This is a genomic window from Pseudomonas sp. TWI923, from assembly GCF_039673365.1.
Lineage (GTDB): Bacteria > Pseudomonadota > Gammaproteobacteria > Pseudomonadales > Pseudomonadaceae > Aquipseudomonas > Aquipseudomonas sichuanensis.
This window is the reverse complement of the sequence record NZ_JBDJLM010000031.1, coordinates 14,796-36,161: the sequence shown is the minus strand read 5'-3', so window position 1 is coordinate 36,161 and position 21,366 is coordinate 14,796. Positions and strand designations below refer to the sequence as shown.

Sequence of the window (21,366 nt, the reverse complement as noted above, 5' to 3'; positions counted from 1 at the left end):
AAACGATCGCGGGGCAAGCCCGCTCCCACGCAGCCTTGCACGGGCTGCGTGGGAGCGGGCTTGCCCCGCGATTGGTCCTACGGCTGATCGCTTAGCGCGAAGCCAGCAGCTCTTTGCCGCGCACCACGGCCGCACGCACCTGCGCCGGCGCGGTACCGCCGATGTGGTTACGGGCATTGACCGAGCCTTCCAGCGTCAGTACGGCAAACACATCCTGCTCGATCTGGTCGCTGAACTGGCGCAGCTCGTCCAGGCTCATCTCGGCCAGGTCCTTGCCGGTGTCCACGCCATACTTGACCGCATGGCCAACGATCTCGTGGCAATCACGGAACGGCAGGCCACGGCGCACCAGGTAGTCGGCCAGGTCGGTGGCGGTGGAGAAACCACGCAGGGCCGCTTCACGCATGATCGCGTGCTTGGGCTTGATCGCCGGGATCATGTCGGCAAAGGCGCGCAGCGAGTCGCGCAGGGTGTCGGCGGCGTCGAACAGCGGCTCTTTGTCTTCCTGGTTGTCCTTGTTGTAGGCCAAAGGCTGGCCTTTCATCAGGGTCAGCAGGCCGGTCAGGGCGCCGAACACACGGCCGCTCTTGCCACGCACCAGCTCCGGTACGTCCGGGTTCTTCTTCTGCGGCATGATCGAGCTGCCGGTGCAGAAGCGATCAGGCAGGTCGATGAACTGGAACTGGGCGCTGGTCCACAGCACCAGCTCTTCGGAGAAGCGCGACAAGTGCATCATCGCGATGCTGGCGGCAGCGCAGAATTCGATGGCGAAGTCACGGTCCGAAACACCGTCCAGCGAGTTGCCGGCCACGGCTTCGAAGCCCAGCAGCTTGCAGGTCAGTTCACGGTCGATCGGGTAGGTGGTACCGGCCAGTGCGGCGCTGCCCAGGGGCATGCGGTTGGCGCGCTTGCGGCAATCGACCAGGCGCTCGTAGTCACGGCTGAGCATTTCGAACCAGGCCAGCAGATGGTGGCCGAAGGTCACCGGCTGGGCGGTCTGCAGGTGGGTGAAGCCGGGCATGATGGTCTCGGCTTCGCGCTCGGCCTGCTCCAGCAGGCCCTGCTGCAGGCGGGTGATCTCGGCCAGGATCAGGTCGATCTCGTCGCGCAGCCACAGGCGGATGTCGGTGGCCACCTGGTCGTTGCGGCTACGGCCGGTGTGCAGCTTCTTGCCGGTGATGCCGATGCGGTCGGTCAGGCGTGCTTCGATGTTCATGTGCACGTCTTCCAGGTCGACGCGCCAGTCGAAACTGCCAGCCTCGATCTCGCCCTGGATGGTCTTCAGGCCATCGATGATGGTGTCGCGCTCGGCATCGCTGAGCACGCCGACCTGCGCCAGCATGGTGGCGTGGGCGATCGAACCCATGATGTCGTGGCGATACAGGCGCTTGTCGAAATCGACCGAGGCGGTGAAACGGGCGACGAAGGCGTCGACGGGCTCACTGAAGCGGCCGCCCCAGGACTGATTGGTCTTGTCGGTGCTCATGGATTCACTCGTTGAAGGCGTGAACGATAAAAGTGCCGCGATCATAGCAGGGTTGCGCCCGCCACCGCAGGGGCGCTGGTCGAGAGAATCGTCTGATATAGAGGGCGCATGGCAGATTCAACGATTGAACGGCAGTGTTCCACGGACCGTCTACAGTTGGACAAAGGACTGGCGGTGAATCTGCCAGGCCAGTGAATCTTTGGCCTTCGCACCGGTCTGTAGCGTGACCGCTTACCAGTCACCCCACACCTGTCTACGCTATACCCGTGCGAGACTCACTCAGGAATCCAGCGCAATTATGAATGTCCTGATCGTTGATGACGAACCCCAAGCCCGTGAACGCCTGAGCCGGTTGCTCGGCGAGCTGGAGGGCTACACCGTGATGGAGCCCAGCGCCACCAACGGCGAGGAGGCCCTGGCATTGATCGAGAGCCTCAAGCCCGACGTGGTGTTGCTCGATATCGGCATGCCGGGCCTCGATGGCCTGCAGGTCGCCGCGCGGCTGTGCGAGCGCGAGGCGCCGCCTGCCGTGGTGTTCTGCACCGGCGATGATGAATACGGCAGCCAGGCTTTCAAGGAAAGCACCCTCAGCCATGTCGACAAGCCGATCCAGCCCCAGGCCCTGCGCGATGCGCTGCGCCGCGCCGAAAAACCCAATCGTGCCCAGCTGGCGGCGTTGACCCGGCCTGCCGGTGAAACCGGCGGCCCACGCAGCCACATCAGTGCCCGCACGCGCAAAGGCATCGAGCTGATCCCCCTGCCGCAGGTCATCTATTTCATCGCTGATCACAAGTACGTCACCTTGCGCCACGAGGCCGGTGAAGTCCTGCTCGATGAACCACTCAAGGCGCTGGAGGACGAGTTTGGCGAGCGCTTCGTACGTATCCACCGCAACGCCCTGGTCGCCCGCGAGCGCATCGAGCGCCTGCAACGTACGCCGCTGGGGCATTTCCAGCTCTATCTCAAAGGCCTGGACGGTGACGCGCTGACCGTCAGCCGGCGCCATGTGGCCGGCGTACGCAAGATGATGCAGTCGTTGCACTGAGACCTTCCCGTTCTTTCGCGGGTAAACCCGCTCCCACAGGCCTGCGATCAACCCTGTGGGAGCGGGTTTACCCGCGAAAGAACCAGCACGGATTGATGATCTGAATCTGCGGGCACAGCAGGAGGAGCTGTTATCATCAGCGGCATTTCTCTGGCTCGGGGCGTTTCATGTCCACTCGCGAAATCCGTATTGCCACCCGTAAAAGTGCCTTGGCCCTGTGGCAGGCCGAGTATGTAAAAGCCCGCCTGGAACAGGCCCATCCTGGCCTCTTGGTCACCCTGGTGCCGATGGTCAGCCGCGGCGACAAGCTGCTCGACGCGCCGCTGGCGAAGATCGGCGGCAAGGGCCTGTTCGTCAAGGAACTGGAAACCGCCCTGCTCGACAACGAAGCCGACATCGCCGTGCATTCGATGAAGGACGTGCCCATGGACTTCCCCGAAGGCCTGGGCCTGTATTGCATCTGCGAGCGTGAAGACCCGCGCGATGCCTTCGTTTCCAATACCTTCCAAAGCCTCGACGCACTGCCGGCCGGCAGCATCGTCGGCACCTCCAGCCTGCGTCGCCAGGCCCAGTTGCTGGCGCGCCGCCCCGACCTCGAGATCCGTTTCCTGCGCGGCAACGTCAACACCCGCCTGGCCAAGCTCGACGCCGGCGAGTACGACGCCATCATCCTTGCCGCCGCCGGCCTGATCCGCCTGGGCTTCGAGGACCGCATCACCGACACCATCAGCGTCGACGACAGCCTTCCGGCCGGTGGCCAGGGCGCGGTGGGCATCGAATGCCGCAGCGCCGACAGCGAGATCCATGCGCTGCTGGCGCCGCTGCACCATGTCGATACCGCCGACCGAGTGGTTGCCGAACGTGCCCTGAACAAACGCCTGAACGGTGGTTGCCAGGTGCCCATCGCCTGCTACGCGGTGCTCGAGGGCGAGCAGTTGTGGCTGCGCGGCCTGGTCGGCCAGCCATCCGGCGGCACCCTGCTGGTGGCCGATGCCCGTGCCCCGCGCGCCAACGCCGAGGCGCTGGGCGTGCAGGTTGCCGAGGACCTGCTCGGCCAGGGCGCGGAGGCGATCCTCAAGGAAGTCTACGGCGAGGCCGGGCACCCGTGAGCCTCTGGCGCCTGCTGCTGACCCGCCCTGAAGAGGACTGTGCGGCACTGGCGCAGTCACTGGCCGAGGCGGGCATTGCCAGTGCCAGCCTGCCTTTGCTGGCGATTGAAGCGATCGAGCCAGACACCGCGCAGCTCCATCGCCTGCGCGGCATCGCCCAGGCGCAAGCGATCATCGTGGTGAGCAAGCCGGCTGCGCGCCTGCTGCTCGAGCAGCTCGACCAGGCCGGCATCGCGCCACCGCCCGAGGGCTGGTTCACGGTGGGCGAGGCGACGGCGCGGATCCTCCAGGCCCGCGGGCTGCGGGTAAGCTTCCCGGCGACCGGTGATGACAGCGAGGCCCTGCTCGCCCTGCCGGCCCTGCGCGAGGCCATCACGCGGCCTGTGCCCCGTGTCCTGATCGTGCGTGGCGTGGGAGGTCGCGAACTGCTGGCCGAGCGTCTTGCAGAGCAAGGTGCTAGTGTCGATTATCTGGAACTGTATCGCCGCTGCCTGCCGCACTATCCGGCGGGCACGCTGGCGCGCCGGATCGATGGGGAACGCCTCAATGGCCTGGTGGTCAGCAGTGGGCAGGGTCTTGAACACTTGCAACAGATAGCGGGAACGGATTGGCCAAGGCTTTCACGCCTGCCCTTGTTCGTGCCCAGCCCGCGGGTCGCCGAACAGGCCCGCGCGTTGGGCGCCCGAAAGATTGTGGATTGCCGTGGCGCCAGTGCCGCGGCCTTGCTGGCAGCTGTGCAGCAAACCGCTGTACCTGCCCCTTAAGGCGCTAAGCTTGAGCGATGCGCCGCCATGCAAAGGATGGATACGTGAGCGAAACGGTCTTGCCCCACACTGAACAGAAATCGGTGCCCGAGGCGCCGGAAATCACTACCGCACCGGCTCGACGCTCTGGCAGCGGCGTGGCGGTGCTGGCCCTGCTGCTGGGCGCCGCCGGGGTCGCGATCGGCGGCTGGGGTGCCTGGCAGGTGCGCCAGCTGCAAGGCAGCGAACAGGGCCAGGGCGAGCATCTTCAGGCGCTCAACCAGCGCGCCGATGCGTTGCAGCAACGCGAGCAGCAGCTCACCGCACAACTGGCCAGCCTGCCCGCAGCCAGCGAGCTGGAGGACCGCCGGCGGCTGGTGGCGCAACTGCAGGGCGACCAGCAGCGGCTGAGCCAGCGCCTGGAAACCGCTCTCGGCGAAAGCCGCAAGGAATGGCGCCTGGCCGAGGCCGAACACTTGCTGCGCCTGGCCACGCTGCGCCTTTCGGCACTCCAGGACATCGCCAGCGCCAAGGCGCTGGTCGAGGGTGCCGACGAGATCCTTCGCGAGCAGAGCGATCCAGGGGCCTTCGCCGCCCGCGAGCAACTGGCGCGCAGCCTGGCCACGCTCAACAGCACCCAGCAGCCAGACCGTACCGGGCTGTTCCTCAAGCTCGCCGCACAGCGTGAACAGGTGCAGCAGCTCAGCGCCCAGTCGCCGGAATTCGACAGCCAGGCCGATGCCATGGGCGCGCTTACCGCCGACGGTGACGGCGCCAGCCGCTGGTCGCAGTGGTGGGCGGAGCTCTCCAAGTACTTCCAGATCGAATTCAACGCCGACGACAACGTGCGCCCGCTGCTCTCCGGTCAGTCGCTCAACCAACTGCGCCTGGCGCTCAGCCTGACCATCGAGCAAGCCCAGTGGGCTGCACTCAACGGCGAGGCCAAGGTCTACAACCAGGCGCTGGACGATGCGCGCAGCGTGCTGCTGGCCAACTTCAACCCGGACAACCCGCAAAGCAAAGCCATGCTCGACAGCCTCAACCAGCTGGCCGAGCAACCGGTGTCGGTAGTGACTCCAGACCTCAGCGAAAGCCTGGCCGCCGTGCAGGCCTACATCCAGCGTCGCCACCTGCCGGCCGAAGCTGAAGGGGCCAAGCCATGAAGCGCGTCTACCTGCTGGCGGTGCTGGCGATTGTCGTCGCCGCGGCGCTGGGCATTGCCATCGCCAAGCACAGCGGCTACGTGCTGATCGCCTATGGCGGCTTCCGCTATCAGTCGGGGCTGTGGGCGGCACTGGGGGCGCTGGTCGGCATCGTTGTGTTGCTGCTGGTGCTGCGCTACCTGGTGGGGCTGGTGCTGACCTCCAGTGGCGTGGTCAACCCCTGGTCGCGGCGCAACCGTGGCCGTCGTACCCGGATCGCCATTGAGCAAGGCCAGCTGGACCTGGCCGAAGGTCGCTGGAGCAGCGCCCAGCGCCACCTGCAGCGCGCCGCCGAATCCGAACGGCAACCCCTGCTTTACTACCTTGGCGCCGCCCGCGCCGCCAACGAGCAGGGCCGTGTCGAAGACCGCGACAACCTGCTCGAGCGAGCACTGGAGCGTCAGCCCCAGGCCGAACTGGCCATTGCCCTCACCCATGCCCAGTTGCAGATGGACCGCGGTGAAAGCGAAGGTGCGCTTGAAGCGCTGCAGGCCATGCAAGAGCGTCACCCGAACAACGCCCAGGTGCTGCGCCTGCTGCAGCGCCTGTACCTGGAGCGCGATGATTGGCCGGCGCTGATCCGTCTGCTGCCCGACCTGCGCAAGCACAAGGTGCTGCCGGCCAACGAGCTGGCCGAGCTTGAGCGGCGCGCCTGGGGCCAGAACCTTGGCCTGGCGGTGACCCGTGGTACCGACCCACAGACTGCGCGCCAGGCGCTGGAGCGTGCCTGGCAGCAGCTCACTGCGGCGCAGCGCCAGGAGCCAGGGCTGGTGCTGGCCTACGCCGAGCAGCTGCGCCAGCTGGGTGCCCAGGGCGAGGCCGAGCAGGTGTTGCTTGGCGCGCTCAAGCGCAATTACGAAAGCCACCTGGCGCGCCTTTATGGCTTGGTGCGCGGCGATGACCCGGCGCGTCAGCTGCAGGCTGCCGAGGGCTGGTTGAAAGACCATTCGCAGGACCCTAGCCTGCTGCTGACCCTCGGCCGTCTGAGCTTGCAAAACCGCTTGTGGGGCAAGGCCCGCGATTACCTGGAAAGCAGCCTGCGGCTGCAGCGCAACCCGGAAACCTGCGCCGAACTGGCGCGGCTGCTGGCCGGGCTGGGCGAGACCGAGCGCAGCAACCAGCTGTTCCAGGAGGGTTTGGGGCTGCTCGATGAGCGCCTGCTGGCCCTGCCGCTGCCCGAAGGCGTTCAGGCCTGACCACCCGCCAAGCCCGTACGCTGGTGCGGGCTTGGCGGGATGGTTCACATCTTCATGTGACCAAGCGATTTTTCCCCGTCAGTCGCCGGATTATTCCTACCTTCCACAGCATTGATTCGTTGCCAATCAGCGACTTGTCTCTGCTGTAGCGCCTTGATACAAAGCGCCCCTTTCCTCTACCGTTTCAAGTCACTTTTTCCTCTTGCGGACATCCATAGCCCATGTCGCTGGCCTGCTTGCGCAGCTTGTTCCTTCCCGCTTTCCTGGCCTCGGTTGCCGTGCTCGTGGCGTCGTTTCGCCTGGAGTCCGTCGTTGGCCTGGTACCCTGCGCCCTGTGCTTCAGCCAGCGCCTGATGCTCGGGCTGTACGCGCTGATCAGCCTGGTGGCAGTCATCCATTTGCCGGGGGTACGTGGCCTGCGCGGTTATGCGTGGCTGACGCTGCTGTGCGCGCTTGGCGGCGCGCTGCTGGCCGGGCGGCAAGTCTGGTTGCAAGGCGAGCCGCTGCCGGTGGTGGATTGCCAACTGCCGATCACGCATCTGATGCAGCGGCCAATTGGCGAAATCGCCAGGTTGCTGTTGCTCGGTAGCCCGGATTGCGTATCCATCAGTTGGAGCTTCCTCGACCTGACCTTGCCGGAGTGGAGCCTGCTGGCATTCCTGTTGTTGGCCGCACTGCCGCTGTCTTGGCTGCTGGCGTTTCGGCTGCGCCAGGGCGCGGCGGGTTGATCCAACGCAATGCACAAGGTGTTGCTCGACCAACGGTGTGTAGGAAGGGTATTAAACGCTTGTATGAACTTTGTGTGCTGCGTACCTTGAAGGCCAAGTCGCACGGGAATAATCTCCCAGCACGGATACCGAAATCACAACTGCCCGATGCCGTCCTGCTGATGTCACCTTTGTGCCACGCACTTGTGTCGCGAGGTGCAGCGGCATCTACCCAGAAGGGAAGAGATCGCCATGCTCGATAGTTGCCAGAACGCCCAGGAACGCTGGGGCGGTGTTCACAAGCTGATCGATCGTTGGCTGGAGGAGCGCCAGGAATTGGTGCAAGCCTTCCGCGCATTGCGCGATGCCAAGCCGGCCTTTGCCGACAAGGACCAGAACCGTGATTTCTGCGGGGTGCTGGTCGACTACGTGTCAGCCTGGCACTTCGAAGTCAGCGAGCAACTGGTCAGTGAAGCCAAGGCCTTTGGCGACACCCGCGGCCTGGAGCTTGCCACGCAGATCAACCCCCGCATCGATGAAAGTACCCAGATTGCCCTGGCTTTCAATGACCATTGCGATAAGGGCGAATGCACCGACCCCGAGCGCTTCGCCGAGAAGCTCGGCAAGCTGGGCAGCCTGTTGCACGAGCGTTTCGAGCTGGAAGACTGCCTGATCGAAGTGCTGCACAACGCGCACAAGGCCGAGGACGCGGTGCAGGCCTGATTCAGTCGGCCACGGCCAGCAGTTCGATCTCGAACACCAGGGGGGTGTAGGGCGCGATCAGGTCGCCCGCACCTTCGGCGCCATAGGCTTGCGCCGAAGGGATCACCAGCCGCCATTTCGACCCCGCCTTCATTTTTGGCAGTGCCACCTGCCAGCCCTCGATGACCGAGCCGAGCTTGAACCACTGCGGTTTCTCGCTCTGGTCGAACACTGTGCCATCCGGCAGCTTGCCCACATACCGCACCTGCACGCTGCCGCTGGCTTTGGGTTGCGCGCCGGCGCCGCTGGCCAGCTCGCTGTAGAGGATGCCCTCGGGCAATTCGTGTACACCCGCACGCGCACGTTCCGCGGCCATGAAGCGCTTTTCTGCTGCCAGCAGCGTGTCCACCCGGGCCTGCTCTGCAGCCGCGCTGGCCTGTTCATCGTGCTGTTGCAGAAGCGCCTGCATGCGTGACTTGGCCACCCGTGGCGGTTCGCCCTGATAAGCCTGGCGCAAGCCTTCGACCAGCGCATCGAGTTGCAGGCCCGGCACTTCCTGGCGCAGCCGTTCGCCCAGGCTGGCGCCGATGCTGTAGGCCAGGTCGTTGTCGGTATTACTTTCGGGGGCGGCCAGCGCAAGCGGGGCCGCCAGGCACAAGCCGAGCATCAGATAACGTGGCATGGTCGAGTCCTGCTGCAGTGAGGGCGAAGTATGCCAGCCTTGTTGGCGGAATATGTGCAAATGTCCGCAATACAATAATGACCAACTACACTTGTTTTTTGCTGCAAGACAACAACTTTGCCCAGGCATGCAACGCGGCGCTACTGATACTGTCAACATGCCCTAGCGGCAGTAGCAGCAGAAGCATAGTATGAGCCGCACTCTCGTCAGCCAGGAGGTAAATCATGTCGGCTAAAAAGAAGCCAGTCAGTACGCCATTGCACCTGCTTCAGCAACTTTCGGGCAGCCTGCTCGAACATCTGGAAGATGCCTGCTCTCAAGCGCTGGCGGATGCCGAGAAACTGTTGGCCAAGTTGGAAAAACAACGTGGCAAGGCTCAGGAAAAACTGCACGGTGCCCGTCTGAAGTTGCAGGACGCTGCCAAGGCCGGCAAAGCCAAGGCACAAGGCAAGGCACAGAAAGCCGCTGGTGAACTTGAAGGGCTGCTCGAATCGCTCAAGGATCGCCAGGCCCAGACCCGTACTTATATTCAGCAACTCAAGCGTGATGCCCAGGAAAGCCTGAAACTGGCCCAGGGTGTCGGCAAGGTGCGCGAAGCGGCGGCCAAGGCACTCGACCTGCGCGCGGCGGCACCAAAAGCTGCTGCCAAGCCAGCCGCCAAGCCTGCAGCAGCAAAAGCCCCGGCTAAAGCCGCCGCTGCTAAGCCAGCCGCCAAACCTGCTGCTGCCAAAGCCCCGGTAAAAGCTGCCGCCGCCAAGCCAGCCGCCAAACCTGCTGCTGCCAAGGCCTCGGTCAAAGCTGCCGCCGCCAAGCCAGCCGCCAAACCTGCTGCTGCCAAAGCCCCGGCTAAAGCTGCCGCTGCCAAGCCGGCCGCCAAACCTGCTGCTGCCAAGGCCCCGGCCAAAGTTGCCGCTGCCAAGGCGCCAGCCAAACCGGCCGCCAAACCTGCTGCTGCCAAAGCCCCGGCCAAGCCTGCCGCAGTCAAGGCGCCAGCCAAACCGGCCGCCAAGCCCGCCGTCGCCAAAGCGCCAGCCAAGCCTGCCGTCGCCAAAGCCCCGGCCAAACCCGCTGCCGCCAAACCTGTCGCCAGCAAGCCAGCGGTGCCTGCCGGCAACGCAGCACCTGCCGCAGCGGCCAGCCCGGCTACACCAGCAGCACCCGCCAGCACCCCAGCTCAGTCGCCGTCCACGGCCTCCTGAAGCTCCCGGGCCGCGGCGCGCAGCTGTTGCAGCGCGTCGTGGTCGCGGGCCTGGGCCGGTGCAAGCCGGGCCAACCATCCTTCGCTGTCGCCTGCTACAGCAGGCCACGCCTGCGCCACTAGCGCCAAACGCTCCAGCAGCGTGCGTTCAGCCTGTAACTCCAACGCCTTCACGTGTTCGCGCAGCACGGCCAGTTGCGGGTCGGCCAGTGCGTGTTCGCGCCATTGCCGGCGCAGTGCCCGCAGCGGCATGACCACCTCCCGCTGCCAGGGGCCGGCCACGGCCTGCAGCGCCTGGATGCGTGTTTCGTCAACGGCCACGGCCTGCGCCTGCAGCCAGGTGCCGCAGAGCAGCAGGCAGACATCGCCGCCCAGCGCCTGCAGGGTCAGGCAGGCCGCTTCGACGCCCGGCCGCGCATACAGCGCCAGGGCATGATTCCACAGGTCGGTGTGCATGGTTTCACTCGCGCCAGTGGTCAGCGAAGCTGGTAGACTCCGCGACCATCATGATCAGACTATCCAACCTCACTTTACAGCGTGGTCCGCAGCGCCTGCTAGAAGGCGCCGAGATGACCCTGCACACCGGTCACAAGGCCGGCCTGATCGGCGCCAACGGCGCCGGTAAATCCAGCCTGTTCGCCTTGCTGCGCGGTGAGCTGTCGCCCGATGGCGGCGACTGCCTGCTGCCGGGCGACTGGCGCATCGCCCACATGCGCCAGGAAGTCGATACCCTCGAGCGCATCGCCGTGGACTATGTGCTCGATGGCGACGTGCGCCTGCGCAAGGTCCAGGCCGAGCTGGCGGCTGCCGAACAGGCGCACGACGGTACCGCGCTGGCACGCCTGCACAGTGAGCTGGACAGCGCCGACGGCTACACGGCCGACGCCCGTGCGCGCAAGCTGCTGGCCGGCCTTGGTTTCACCAACGAGCAGATGGACCGCCGCGTCGGTGACTTCTCCGGTGGCTGGCGGATGCGCCTCAACCTGGCCCAGGCACTGATGTGCCCGTCCGACCTGCTGCTGCTCGACGAACCGACCAACCACCTCGACCTCGATGCCATCCTGTGGCTGGAAGACTGGCTCAAAGGCTACCCGGGCACGCTGCTGCTGATCTCCCACGACCGCGACTTCCTCGACGCCGTGGTCGACCATGTACTGCACGTCGAGCAGCGCAAGCTCAATCTCTACAAGGGCGGTTACAGCGCCTTCGAGCGCACCCGCGCCGAACGCCTGGCGCAACAGCAGCAGGCCTACGAGAAGCAGCAGGCGCAGCGCGCGCACATGGAAAAGTACATTGCCCGCTTCAAGGCCCAGGCCACCAAGGCCCGCCAGGCGCAGAGCCGGATCAAGGCCCTGGAGCGCATGGAGGAGCTGACGGCGGCGCATGTCGATTCGCCGTTCGACTTCGTCTTCCGTGAGTCGGAGAAAATTTCCAGCCCGTTGCTCGACCTGTCCGAAGCCCGCCTGGGCTATGGCGACAAGGCCATCCTCGAGAAGGTCAAGTTGCAGCTGGTGCCAGGCGCGCGCATCGGTCTGCTCGGCCCCAACGGCGCGGGCAAGTCGACGCTGATCAAGAACCTCGCCGGTGAGCTGCAGCCGTTGGCCGGTCGCCTGGTGCGCGGCGAGAACCTCGCCGTCGGCTACTTCGCCCAGCACCAGCTCGACTCGCTGGACGACAAGGCCAGCCCGCTGCTGCACCTGCAGCGCATCGCGCCAACTGAGCGTGAGCAGACGCTGCGCGACTTCCTCGGTGGTTTCGACTTCCACGGCAACCGTGTCGACGAGCCGGTGGTCAACTTCTCCGGTGGCGAGAAGGCCCGCCTGGCCCTGGCGCTGATTGCCTGGGAACGGCCCAACCTGCTGCTGCTCGATGAACCCACCAACCACCTCGACCTCGAGATGCGCCTGGCCCTGACCATGGCCCTGCAGGAGTTCGAAGGTGCCGTGGTGGTGGTCTCCCACGACCGTCACCTGCTCAAGAGCACCACCGACGACTTCCTGCTGGTGGCCGACGGCAAGGTCGACACCTTCGACGGCGACCTCGACGACTACAGCCGTTGGCTGGTCGAGTACCGTCAACGCAACGCGCCCGTCAGTACTGCGCCGGTCAATCCGGACAAGACTGACAAGAAGGCTCAACGCCAGGCCGCTGCCGCTCTGCGTCAGCAGTTGGCGCCGCACAAGAAAGCCGCCGACAAGCTCGAAACCGAGCTCAACCAGGTGCATGCACAGCTGGCGGAAATCGAGGCCGCGCTGGGCGACAGCGGGCTGTACGAGGCCGCCCGCAAGGATGAGCTGCGCGACCTGCTGGCCCGCCAGACCAAGCTCAAGCAACGCGAAGGCGAGCTGGAAGAGGCCTGGATGGAGGCGCTGGAGACCCTGGAAAGCATGCAGTCCGAGCTCGAGGCGCTGTCCTGATGGAGGAGTTGCGCTCCTTGCTGCCAGGGCAATGGATGGACACGTTCTGGCTGGGGTTGCAGATCCTGTTGATCCTGATCGTTGCGTTCGTCCTGCAGCGCATGGTCGCCCGTGGGCTGAAGAGCCTGGGCGAACGCTACCCCTTGCCGCACGAGCTGATGGTGCCGGTGCGCGGTGCCCTGCGCTGGCTGATCATGGGCAGCGGCTTGCTGTTCGTGCTGGAGCGCATGGGCGTGTCCGCCACGGTGCTGTGGACGGCCTTGTCGGGCTTTGTCGCGGTGGCGGCGGTGGCCTTCTTCGCCATCTGGAGCGTGCTTTCCAACCTGCTGTGCGCGGTGCTGATCTTCACCGTCGGGCCATTTCGCATCGGCGATGTGGTCGAGCTGGTCGACACCACCGACAAGCCAGGGGTGAAGGGCCGGGTGATCGCCATCAACCTGCTCTACACCACGCTGATGGAAACCCCCGAGGCGGGCGGGGCGCTGGTGCAGGTGCCGAACAGCCAGTTCTTCCAGAAGGCCGTGCGGCGCTGGCGTGGGGCCGAGGCTTCGGTGGCACTGCAAGAGGCACCTGTCGAGAGCGACTGACAGGGCGCTGCTTGTTGCAATCGCGGGGCAAGCCCGCTCCCACGCGTTATCCAGCGTGGGAGCGGCGGTGCGCCGATGCGACTTGCCCCGCGATCGTTTCAAGCAGAAAAATCACTGGTTATTTTTTCGCCAAAACCGTAGCTTAACGTTTTGTAACAATCGTTCGAGCGAGGTGTGTGATGTCGATGGAAACCTGGTTGGCCTTCTTTGCCGCGTGCTGGGTCATCAGTCTGTCGCCGGGTGCCGGGGCCATTGCTTCGATGTCCAGCGGCCTGCAGTACGGTTTCTGGCGTGGCTATTGGAACGCCTTGGGCCTGCAACTGGGCCTGATCCTGCAGATCGCCATCATCGCCGCCGGTGTCGGCGCTGTCCTCGCCGCCTCGGCCACCGCCTTCCAGCTGATCAAGTGGTTCGGTGTCGCCTACCTGGTTTTCCTCGCATACAAACAATGGCGTGCACTGCCGTTGGACATGAGCGACGAGTCCGGCGTGCGGCCAATCGGCAAGCCGCTGAGCCTGGTGTTCCGCGGCTTTCTGGTCAATGTCAGCAACCCCAAGGCGCTGGTGTTCATGCTCGCGGTGCTGCCGCAGTTCATCGACCCCCATGCACCGCTGCTGGCGCAGTACCTGGCGATCACCGTGACCATGATCAGCGTCGACCTGCTGGTGATGGCCGGCTACACCGGGCTGGCTTCGCGGGTGCTGCGCCTGCTGCGTACGCCCAAGCAGCAAAAGCGCATGAACCGTACCTTCGCCGGCTTGTTCATCGGCGCGGCGACCTTCCTCGCCACGCTGCGCCGCGCGCCGGTCTAAGTCACTTTTGCGGTGGTCGGTCGACCAGCCCCTTGAGCAGGTCGATCGGCAACGGGAAGACGATGGTCGAGCTCTTGTCCCCGGCGATGGAGCCCAGCGTCTGCATGTAGCGCAGCTGCATCGCCCCGGGTTCCTTGCCCAGCATCTGCGCCGCCTGCATCAGCTTCTCCGAGGCCTGCAGCTCACCCTCGGCGTGAATCACCTTGGCCCGCCGCTCGCGTTCGGCTTCTGCCTGGCGGGCGATGGCGCGGATCATCGACTCGTTCAGGTCGACATGCTTGATCTCGACGTTGGCCACCTTAATGCCCCAGGCATCGGTCTGGGCGTCGAGCACTTGGCGGATGTCGCCATTGAGCTGTTCGCGCTCGGCCAGCAGTTCGTCCAGCTCGTGCTTGCCAAGCACCGCGCGCAGGGTGGTCTGGGCCAGCTGGCTGGTGGCCGCGAGAAAGTCCTCGACCTGGATGATCGCCTTCTGTGGGTCGAGCACACGGAAGTACAGCACCGCGTTGACCTTGACCGATACGTTGTCGCGGGTGATCACGTCCTGCGGTGGCACGTCGAGCACCACGGTGCGCAGGTCGACCCGCACCATCTGCTGTATCCCCGGGATCAGGATGATCAGCCCCGGGCCTTTGACCTGCCAGAAGCGCCCAAGCTGGAACACCACGCCGCGCTCGTATTCGCGCAGGATGCGCAGCGCCGACAGCAGCAGTAGCGCCACCAGTACGAGCAGTGTGCCGAAACCGAATTGCATGAACATCGTCACTCTCCTGACGCTGTTGGCGCGGTGGCGCTGACTTCCAGCATCACGCCATTGCGTGCGGTCACCCGCACATGCTGGCCGGGTTGCAGTGGCGTGGCGCACTGCGCCTGCCATTGTTCGCCCTGGGCCTGTACCGAGCCGTGGAAGGGGTTGTCCGCCTGCACGAAGGTCACCGTGACCAGGCTGCCCACCAGCCCGGCGTCACCACTGACCAAGGCTCTGCGGCGTGCCTTGATCGCCATGCCCAGCACGCCACCGAGCAACAATGCCGAGAGCACGGCCAGGCTGGCGATCAGCGCCAGCGGGATGCCGAAGCCGGGGGCGTCGGTGTCCATCAGGATGACAGCGCCAGCAATGAACGCGACGATGCCGCCGAAACCGACCACGCCGAAGCTGGGCAGGAACGCCTCGGCGACCATGAACGCCAGCCCGAGCAGGATCAGCGCCACGCCGGCATGGCTCACCGGCAGCAGCTGCAGCGCATACAGCGCCAGCAGCAGGCAGATGCCGCCGACCACCCCGCCGACCCCGGTGCCAGGGTTGATGAACTCGAACAACAGGCCGTACACCCCGATCATGATCAGGATCAGCGCCACGCTGGGGTTGGTGATCACTGCCAGCAGGCGCGTGCGCCAGTCCGGCAGGTGCTCGACCACAGTGGCTCCGACGGTTTTCAGTTGTACGGTCTGGCCGGCGGCAACCAGGCTCTGGCCATCGAGCTGGCGCAGCAGTTCCGGCAGGTCGCTGGCCACCTGATCGATCACTTTCAGGCGCAGGGCCTCGCTGGCCGACAGGCTGACCGCCTCGCGCACGGCCTTTTCCGCCCAGTCGGCATTGCGCCCGCGCAGCTGGGCCAGGCCACGGATGTAGGCGGCGTCGTTGACCTGTTTACGGGCGAGGGTGTCTTGGTTGTTGTCGGCGGCCTTCTCGGGGCTACCCGGCATGCCGATCTGCACCGGCGTGGCGGCGCCCAGGTTGGTGCCGGGGGCCATGGCCGCGATGTGGCTGGCGTACAGGATGTAGGTGCCGGCGCTGGCCGCCCGGGCACCGCTGGGGGCAACGTAGGTGGCCACCGGCACGGGGCTGGCAAGGATGGCCTTGTTGATCTGGCGCATGGCGCTGTCGAGCCCGCCGGGGGTGTCGAGGCGGATCACCAGCAATTGCGCGCCCTGCGCCTGTGCCTGTTGCAGCCCGCGCAGCAGGTAGTCGGCGCTGGCCGGGCCGATGGCGTCGTCGATGCTCAGCAGCCACACGCTGCCCCCGGGCGCGGCTTGCCCACCCGGGGCAAAGCCGAGCAGCAACAGCAACAGCAACACGCGCCAGCCGTGAGCGATCACCTGTCGTCACCTCATGGGGGCCTGTAGTTGAAGTTTAGCTGTGGCCGTCTGGCTGCGGCCTAAACTTGTGGATGGGGGCGAAACCGGAGGTGCATCATGCGTATGGCCAAGACCCTTCAGCAGCGCCTGGACCAGGCCAACTGCGATTACGACATTGTTCCCCATCCACATTCGGCCACCAGCCTTGAGTCAGCCCGCACGGCAGGCGTACCTGCTGAACGGGTCGCCAAGTCGGTGATGCTCGATGACCGCCATGGCAACTACATCATGGCCGTGCTGCCGGCCAACCGGCATCTGGACATGACCGAGGTGCGGATGACCGGCGCCTGGCAGCTGACCCGTGAAAGTGCGCTACCGATGCTGTTCGGTGATTGCGAACGTGGCGCCGTGCCGGCACTGGGGGATGCCTATGGCATGAAAATGCTGCTCGATTCGAGCCTTACCCGCCAAGGCGATGTCTATCTTGAGGCGGGTGACCACGATCACCTGATTCACATGAGCATGGAGCAATACTTGAAACTGGTGCCGCACGCTGAAGTGCGCGAACTGAGCTGATGCTCGCAACCAACGCCGGGCTGGCGTCGTGGACGATCGGCCCGGCCCAAGGAGTGAACCATGGAAGCGCCGATCCACAAGTTTTCCGAACTGTTCAAGCAACTGGGCCTGCCCGACGACCCTGTCGGTATCGACCAGTTCATCACCAGCCACTCTCCCCTCAAGGGTGATGTGAAGCTGGTCGACGCACCCTTCTGGAATGATGCCCAGCGAGGCTTTCTGACGGACAGCATCAATGAGGATGCCGACTGGGCGGAGCTGTTCGACCAGCTCAATGAAGCCTTGCGTCGCCCCCGTAAATAAAGCGCCGAGCGGCACCTGATGGCTGACGGGGCCGTTGCTATGCTCAGGAAAACAACAAGGGGATGGCGCGATGAAAGATCCCTACGCACCGGGTTTCTGGTGCACCGTGACGATCCTGGGCACCCTGACCGCCGGTTACTTCTACGGTATCCGGCACACCCAGCAGATGAACCAGGCCGTGCAGTTCCTCTATGCCGCCGCCGCCGTCACCGCGGCGGTTGCCTTGTGCGGGCTGGCATGGATCGCCTGGGAACATCTGCACCTGAACAAGCGCGAAGTCGCCCAGGGCCGAACTTTGCTGACCATCTGGAACACCAAGGTCGCGCTGCGCCGGGTCGAAACCGTGTTCGACCGCTACTTCTGGGGCAGCTACTGGCATTCCGGGCGGACCTTCGAAGAGGTCATGGGCGAGCTCAAGGGCACGCCGTTGGAGCAGAGCCTCGACGCCCTCAAATTGCAGTGCCGTGAGCTCGACCGGGAAATCCACGATCACCACCATCACTGGCTGGCCAATGCCCGCGATCTGTCCAGCGTGGCCACGGCCATGGCCCGCGAGCGCTATCAGCTGGACCTGTGTGACGCGCCGATACGTGATGGCGGCAATACCGCCGTGCTCAATCGCGATCTGGAAGTGTTGGTGTACACCTGGTCGGCGCGCCTGCGCAGCTTCGACCATCAGCTGGACGAGCTGGAGCGCGCCTATCACTAGTGAGGGGTTGGGTCATTCGCCGCGGATGTACTGCTCCAGTTGCTGGATCAGGTTGGCCTGCTCGGCGATGGTTTCCTTCACCAGGTCACCGATCGACAGCAGCCCCAACAGCGCGCTGCCATCCACTACCGGCAGGTGGCGCAGGTGGCGATCGGTCATCAGTTGCATGCAGTGATCGAGTTTTTCCTTCGGCCCCACAGTGACCACGGGTGCGCTCATGATTTCGCGCACGGGCGTGGCGGCCGAAGAGCGCCCTTTGAGCACCAGCTTGCGGGCATAGTCGCGTTCGCTGACGATCCCCACCACCCGGTTGTCCTCTACCACCGGCAGTGCGCCGACGTTTTTCTCCGCCAGCATTTTCAAGGCATCCAGTACCGAGTCATCAGGGCCGATGGTGTAGACGGTCTGATGCTGGGACTTGGTCTTGAGGATTTGTTCGACGTTCTTCATACGGGCCTCGGCGGGTGGAAAAAGCGCTGTGTCGGAGTAAATAAAGCATCCGGTACGACGCTCTGCACGGCAATGCAGGAAACGGCATCGAGACGATTGAAAAACGTCATGGTTGCAGGCGCATGAAAAAGGCGGCCCGAAGGCTAATGCAATTGGGGCCGCTTTGCGGCCCTTCGCGGGTAAACCCGCTCCCACAGGATTGCGCAAAGCCTCAAGCTGGCGCGAAACCTGTGGGAGCGGGTTTACCCGCGAAGGGCTGCAAAGCAGCCCCATTACCGACGATGAAACGTTACCTGACGGGACCAGCTTCGACCCCGCCCATCTGGCCGAAGCGCCCGGCCTGGAAGTCGTCGAACGACTCGGCGATCTCCGCCTGGCTGTTCATCACGAACGGGCCGTAACCTACGATCGGCTCGTCGATCGGCTCGCCGCTGAGCAGCAGCACGCTGACGTCCTCCAGCGCGTCGATGCGCAGCCCTTCGCCGTCACGCTCGAACAACACCAGGCTGGCCGGGCCGGCCTCGCGCTCGCCGTTGACCCGCAGCGTGCCGCGCAGCACCACCAGTGCCGCGTTGCGCCCGCTGGCAACCGGCAACTGCAGGCTGGCGCCGGCCTTCAGACGCAGGTCCCACACATCCATGTCGGTGAAGGTGCGGGCCGGGCCCTGGTGCTCGAGGTAGCGGCCGGCGATCACCCGCAGGCTGCCCGCCTCGCCCTCCAGCGCCACCACCGGGATGTCGCTGGCCAGCAGGGTCTGGTAGCCGGCGGCGGCGCGCTTGTCCTTGGCCGGCAGGTTGACCCACAACTGCACCATCTCCAAGGTGCCGCCACGCTTGGCAAAGGCCGGCGAGTGGAACTCCTCGTGAATAATGCCGCCCGCGGCGGTCATCCACTGCACGTCACCCGGGCCGATCAGGCCACCGGCGCCGGTGGAATCGCGGTGCTCCAGCTCGCCCTGATAGACGATGGTCACCGTTTCGAAACCGCGGTGCGGGTGCTGGCCGACGCCACGGCGGGCAGTGGTGGGGGCGAAATCATGGGGACCGGCGTAGTCCAGCAGCAGGAACGGGCTGATATGCCGGGCCAGATGATCGTAGGTGAACAGGCTGCGTACCGGGAAACCGTCACCCACCCAGTGGGCGTGGGGGCTGCGGTGGATGCCCTGAATCTTTTTCATGAGAAACCTCCTCTCGTGGATGAACACCACCTTACAGATGAGGTTAATCGTGCACTAGACGGCCAAATTGGCATGCATCGTTCTACAAATGGAACAATCCGACCGCGCCGGCGAACTGGCCGGTACAGCCGGCAGAGGTATCAGACCCCCTGTGCCTCGGCCTGCTCATGGGCCTGGCGCAAGCGCTCGCGACTGTTGCTCAGGTGCAGGCGCATGGCCATTTTCGCGCCTTCGCTGTCGTGCCGGGCAATGGCCTCGTAGATGGCTTCGTGCTCGTGCATCAGCCGGCCCATGTAATGGGCCTGGTCGTCATGGGCCAGGCGCGCGGAGTTGAGGCGGGTGCGCGGGATGATGCTGGTGCCCAGGTGGTTGATGATATCGGCGAAGTAGTGATTGCCGCTGGCCTGGGCGATGCGCAGGTGGAACTGGAAGTCCGCCGAGACCGCGTCCGAGGCGTGGGCCGCGCCTTCGTTGAGCTCGTCGAGTGCGGCGCGCATGCCGGCCAGCTGCTCGTCGTTGCGCCGCTGCGCGGCAAGCCCGGCCGACTCGATCTCCAGGGCGATACGCAGTTCCAGCACCGCCAGCACTTCGCGCAGGGTGACAACGGTGGCCGGGTCGATACGGAAACCGCCGGCAGTCGGCGCGTCCAGGACGAATGTGCCAATGCCGTGGCGGGTCTCGACCTGGCCGGCAGCCTGCAGCCGCGATATGGCTTCGCGCACCACGGTACGGCTGACGCCCTCCTCGACCATGATCTGCGATTCGGTGGGAAGCTTGTCGCCGGGTTTGAGCTGGCCACTGCGAATGCGCTCGGTCAGCACCGTGACCAGTTCCTGCGCGAGACTGCGCGGCTTGCGCCGGGTGCGTGGCTGTACCTGCTGCTCTGTCATGCCCTGTACATCTTGTTGTGAAAGACAGGCGTGATGATAGCGCATGCGGTTGTACGATCACATACGTCCACTGGGGATTTCACCTCTCATCACCTGCTGGTAAGCAATGGGATGTTATCGAATGCTGGCGAAATGCCCTGCCATGGCGCTAGGCTGCGCGTTTGCCCATGCCCACCAAGGAAGGAACCTGCATGAAGACATTCGATCGCCTGTTGCTCGCCAGCGGCCTGCTGATCCCGTTCTGGCTGCTGATCGGCGTCACCCTGACCGCCAAGGCCTACCCCGGATACAGCCACCTGCAACAGGCCATGAGCCAGCTCGGCGCGGTGGACGCCCCCACCCACACGCTCTCGCCATGGATCAACAACTTCCCCCTGGCATTGCTGTTCGCCCTGTTTGCCTGGGGCCTGGCGCGACGTTGGCGACAATCCAGGCTGGCGCAGCTGAGCGCGCTGCTGATCCTGCTGCACGGCGTGGGCAGCCTGGGCACCGGTTGGTTTGCCTGTGATGCGGGCTGTGCGCCGGTGGCACCTTCGCTGTCGCAACAACTGCACAACCTCAGCGGCTTGCTGATGTTCCTCTCCCTGACCCTGGCCTGCGTGCTGTGGATCGGCCTCGGCCAGCGCCTGGCCCGATCGCGCGGCCTGGCCTGGTGGTCGTTGCTGTGCGCCGTGCTGGCGGTGGTCACGGTGCTGCTGATGGCGCGGGCGGCCGCGAGCGGGGAACTGTTCGGTCTGTACCAGCGCCTGAACTACGGGGTCTCGCTACTGTGGCTGGCGGCCCTGGCCCTGGTGTCGCTGCGAGCCAGCCGCCACAACCCACTGCGCATGGCCATCGTCTGACGGCAAATTGCTGGCCCCCGGGCGTTTGAAGTACGGGCAAACTCCGTTTTCCTTCAGACGCTTAGGACAGCAACATGCGGGTATTTCTAGCAAGCGTAGCCGGCTGCCTGTTGGCCGTCGCCACCTTCGGCGCCCAGGCCCGGGCACTGAGCCAGAACGATCGCCAGGTGTGCGGCTGGGGCGCGCAGATCGCCGCCGAGGCCCAGCAGGCCAAGCTTTCCGGGGTCACCTTGTACGCCACGCGCAAGAAGCTGCAGGCCCGCAAGTTCGCCAAACCCTGGATGCGCATGACCGCCTTCGGCATCACCGAGCAGACCTACAACAGCCGCTCGCAACTCAAGCCGGCGGCGATCAAACAGACCTACTATGAGCAATGTGCTCAGCATGCACTTGTGAAGAGATAAATCCATATAAATCAATGACTTATAAGAGTATCTGAAAGCGATTTATCCAG

Annotated in this window: 24 protein-coding genes; 16 read left to right on the top strand and 8 right to left on the bottom strand. The window is 64.9% G+C overall.

All coding sequences use genetic code 11. From position 1 onward, the window contains the following. Positions 1-91 precede the first annotated feature (91 nt). Positions 92-1,486 (bottom strand): argininosuccinate lyase, encoded by a 1,395-nt coding sequence (argH, locus tag ABE459_RS14030; protein ID WP_110995743.1) that lies wholly within the window; start codon positions 1,484-1,486, stop codon positions 92-94. Positions 1,487-1,784: 298 nt separating this feature from the next. On the opposite strand from argH, the gene ABE459_RS14025 reads away from it, so the two are divergent. The 7 genes from ABE459_RS14025 (at position 1,785) to rsd (ending at position 8,211) form a co-directional block, all read left to right on the top strand. Next, positions 1,785-2,531, top strand: coding sequence for a LytTR family DNA-binding domain-containing protein (locus ABE459_RS14025; RefSeq protein WP_125462130.1), 747 nt, complete (start codon positions 1,785-1,787; stop codon positions 2,529-2,531). A gap of 167 nt (positions 2,532-2,698) precedes the next feature. Continuing rightward, positions 2,699-3,640 carry a hydroxymethylbilane synthase gene (hemC, locus tag ABE459_RS14020; RefSeq protein WP_125462131.1) on the top strand — a complete coding sequence of 314 codons (942 nt, stop codon included), beginning with the start codon at positions 2,699-2,701 and terminating at the stop codon, positions 3,638-3,640. Beyond that, positions 3,637-4,404, top strand: a complete 768-nt coding sequence (locus ABE459_RS14015; RefSeq protein WP_125462132.1) for a uroporphyrinogen-III synthase — start codon at positions 3,637-3,639, stop codon at positions 4,402-4,404. Before hemC ends, ABE459_RS14015 begins: the two co-directional genes overlap by 4 nt. Before the next feature lie 44 nt (positions 4,405-4,448). Further along, the gene (locus tag ABE459_RS14010; RefSeq protein ID WP_125462133.1) at positions 4,449-5,546 is read left to right on the top strand and encodes a uroporphyrinogen-III C-methyltransferase; all 1,098 of its coding nucleotides are present in this window, start codon (positions 4,449-4,451) and stop codon (positions 5,544-5,546) included. Next, a complete protein-coding gene (locus ABE459_RS14005) occupies positions 5,543-6,781 on the top strand; it encodes a heme biosynthesis HemY N-terminal domain-containing protein (RefSeq protein WP_323829924.1) in 1,239 nt (412 codons plus the stop codon). Before ABE459_RS14010 ends, ABE459_RS14005 begins: the two co-directional genes overlap by 4 nt. 221 nt (positions 6,782-7,002) lie before the next feature. Next, positions 7,003-7,509 carry a disulfide bond formation protein B gene (locus ABE459_RS14000; RefSeq protein ID WP_323829926.1) on the top strand — a complete coding sequence of 169 codons (507 nt, stop codon included), beginning with the start codon at positions 7,003-7,005 and terminating at the stop codon, positions 7,507-7,509. Positions 7,510-7,740: 231 nt separating this feature from the next. Next, positions 7,741-8,211, top strand: a complete 471-nt coding sequence (gene rsd / locus ABE459_RS13995) for a sigma D regulator (RefSeq protein WP_110995736.1) — start codon at positions 7,741-7,743, stop codon at positions 8,209-8,211. Position 8,212: 1 nt separating this feature from the next. Here the strand turns inward: rsd and ABE459_RS13990 are convergent, their stop codons facing one another. Continuing rightward, complete coding sequence (locus ABE459_RS13990) at positions 8,213-8,872, bottom strand: FKBP-type peptidyl-prolyl cis-trans isomerase (RefSeq protein WP_125462136.1); 660 nt, start codon at positions 8,870-8,872, stop codon at positions 8,213-8,215. 224 nt (positions 8,873-9,096) lie between these two features. Between ABE459_RS13990 and ABE459_RS13985 the strand changes: the two genes are divergently transcribed. After that, positions 9,097-10,071 (top strand): AlgP family protein, encoded by a 975-nt coding sequence (locus ABE459_RS13985; RefSeq protein ID WP_323829928.1) that lies wholly within the window; start codon positions 9,097-9,099, stop codon positions 10,069-10,071. Here ABE459_RS13985 and ABE459_RS13980 read toward each other — a convergent pair. Then, positions 10,047-10,526: a TIGR02444 family protein gene (locus ABE459_RS13980; protein WP_323829930.1), complete on the bottom strand. Its 480-nt coding sequence runs from the start codon at positions 10,524-10,526 to the stop codon at positions 10,047-10,049. The two genes, ABE459_RS13985 and ABE459_RS13980, sit on opposite strands and share 25 nt — an antisense overlap. Positions 10,527-10,576: 50 nt before the next feature. Here ABE459_RS13980 and ABE459_RS13975 point away from each other — a divergent pair, with 50 nt between their 5' ends. The 3 genes from ABE459_RS13975 (at position 10,577) to ABE459_RS13965 (ending at position 13,886) form a co-directional block, all read left to right on the top strand. Further along, on the top strand, positions 10,577-12,487 hold the full coding sequence (locus tag ABE459_RS13975; protein ID WP_125462139.1) for an ATP-binding cassette domain-containing protein: 1,911 nt from the start codon (positions 10,577-10,579) through the stop codon (positions 12,485-12,487). After that, on the top strand, positions 12,487-13,074 hold the full coding sequence (locus tag ABE459_RS13970; protein WP_125857059.1) for a mechanosensitive ion channel family protein: 588 nt from the start codon (positions 12,487-12,489) through the stop codon (positions 13,072-13,074). Before ABE459_RS13975 ends, ABE459_RS13970 begins: the two co-directional genes overlap by 1 nt. A gap of 179 nt (positions 13,075-13,253) precedes the next feature. Continuing rightward, a complete protein-coding gene (locus tag ABE459_RS13965; protein WP_125462141.1) occupies positions 13,254-13,886 on the top strand; it encodes a LysE family transporter in 633 nt (210 codons plus the stop codon). Position 13,887: 1 nt separating this feature from the next. Here ABE459_RS13965 and ABE459_RS13960 read toward each other — a convergent pair whose 3' ends face one another. Next, the gene (locus tag ABE459_RS13960; protein WP_125462142.1) at positions 13,888-14,646 is read right to left on the bottom strand and encodes a slipin family protein; all 759 of its coding nucleotides are present in this window, start codon (positions 14,644-14,646) and stop codon (positions 13,888-13,890) included. A gap of 2 nt (positions 14,647-14,648) precedes the next feature. Next, on the bottom strand, positions 14,649-15,986 hold the full coding sequence (locus tag ABE459_RS13955) for a nodulation protein NfeD (RefSeq protein ID WP_323829932.1): 1,338 nt from the start codon (positions 15,984-15,986) through the stop codon (positions 14,649-14,651). A 96-nt stretch (positions 15,987-16,082) separates the two neighbouring features. Here ABE459_RS13955 and ABE459_RS13950 point away from each other — a divergent pair, with 96 nt between their 5' ends. From ABE459_RS13950 to ABE459_RS13940, 3 genes are all read left to right on the top strand, one after another. Further along, positions 16,083-16,541 carry a YbaK/EbsC family protein gene (locus ABE459_RS13950; RefSeq protein WP_110995727.1) on the top strand — a complete coding sequence of 153 codons (459 nt, stop codon included), beginning with the start codon at positions 16,083-16,085 and terminating at the stop codon, positions 16,539-16,541. A gap of 60 nt (positions 16,542-16,601) precedes the next feature. Next, on the top strand, positions 16,602-16,844 hold the full coding sequence (locus tag ABE459_RS13945; protein ID WP_258705483.1) for a DUF2789 domain-containing protein: 243 nt from the start codon (positions 16,602-16,604) through the stop codon (positions 16,842-16,844). A gap of 70 nt (positions 16,845-16,914) precedes the next feature. Beyond that, a complete protein-coding gene (locus tag ABE459_RS13940; protein ID WP_125462145.1) occupies positions 16,915-17,553 on the top strand; it encodes an NADH:ubiquinone oxidoreductase subunit N in 639 nt (212 codons plus the stop codon). 12 nt (positions 17,554-17,565) lie between these two features. Here the strand turns inward: ABE459_RS13940 and ABE459_RS13935 are convergent, their stop codons facing one another. The 3 genes from ABE459_RS13935 to ABE459_RS13925 form a co-directional block, all read right to left on the bottom strand. Next, positions 17,566-18,003, bottom strand: coding sequence for a CBS domain-containing protein (locus ABE459_RS13935; protein WP_258705484.1), 438 nt, complete (start codon positions 18,001-18,003; stop codon positions 17,566-17,568). A gap of 289 nt (positions 18,004-18,292) precedes the next feature. Further along, on the bottom strand, positions 18,293-19,180 hold the full coding sequence (locus ABE459_RS13930; protein ID WP_323833632.1) for a pirin family protein: 888 nt from the start codon (positions 19,178-19,180) through the stop codon (positions 18,293-18,295). Positions 19,181-19,320: 140 nt separating this feature from the next. Further along, positions 19,321-20,070: a FadR/GntR family transcriptional regulator gene (locus ABE459_RS13925; RefSeq protein WP_323833630.1), complete on the bottom strand. Its 750-nt coding sequence runs from the start codon at positions 20,068-20,070 to the stop codon at positions 19,321-19,323. A gap of 191 nt (positions 20,071-20,261) precedes the next feature. On the opposite strand from ABE459_RS13925, the gene ABE459_RS13920 reads away from it, so the two are divergent. Next, the gene (locus tag ABE459_RS13920; protein WP_125464258.1) at positions 20,262-20,912 is read left to right on the top strand and encodes a DUF998 domain-containing protein; all 651 of its coding nucleotides are present in this window, start codon (positions 20,262-20,264) and stop codon (positions 20,910-20,912) included. A 74-nt stretch (positions 20,913-20,986) separates the two neighbouring features. Continuing rightward, entirely contained in the window at positions 20,987-21,316 is a 330-nt protein-coding gene (locus ABE459_RS13915) for a hypothetical protein (protein WP_125464259.1), read from the top strand. Positions 21,317-21,366: the final 50 nt, after the last annotated feature.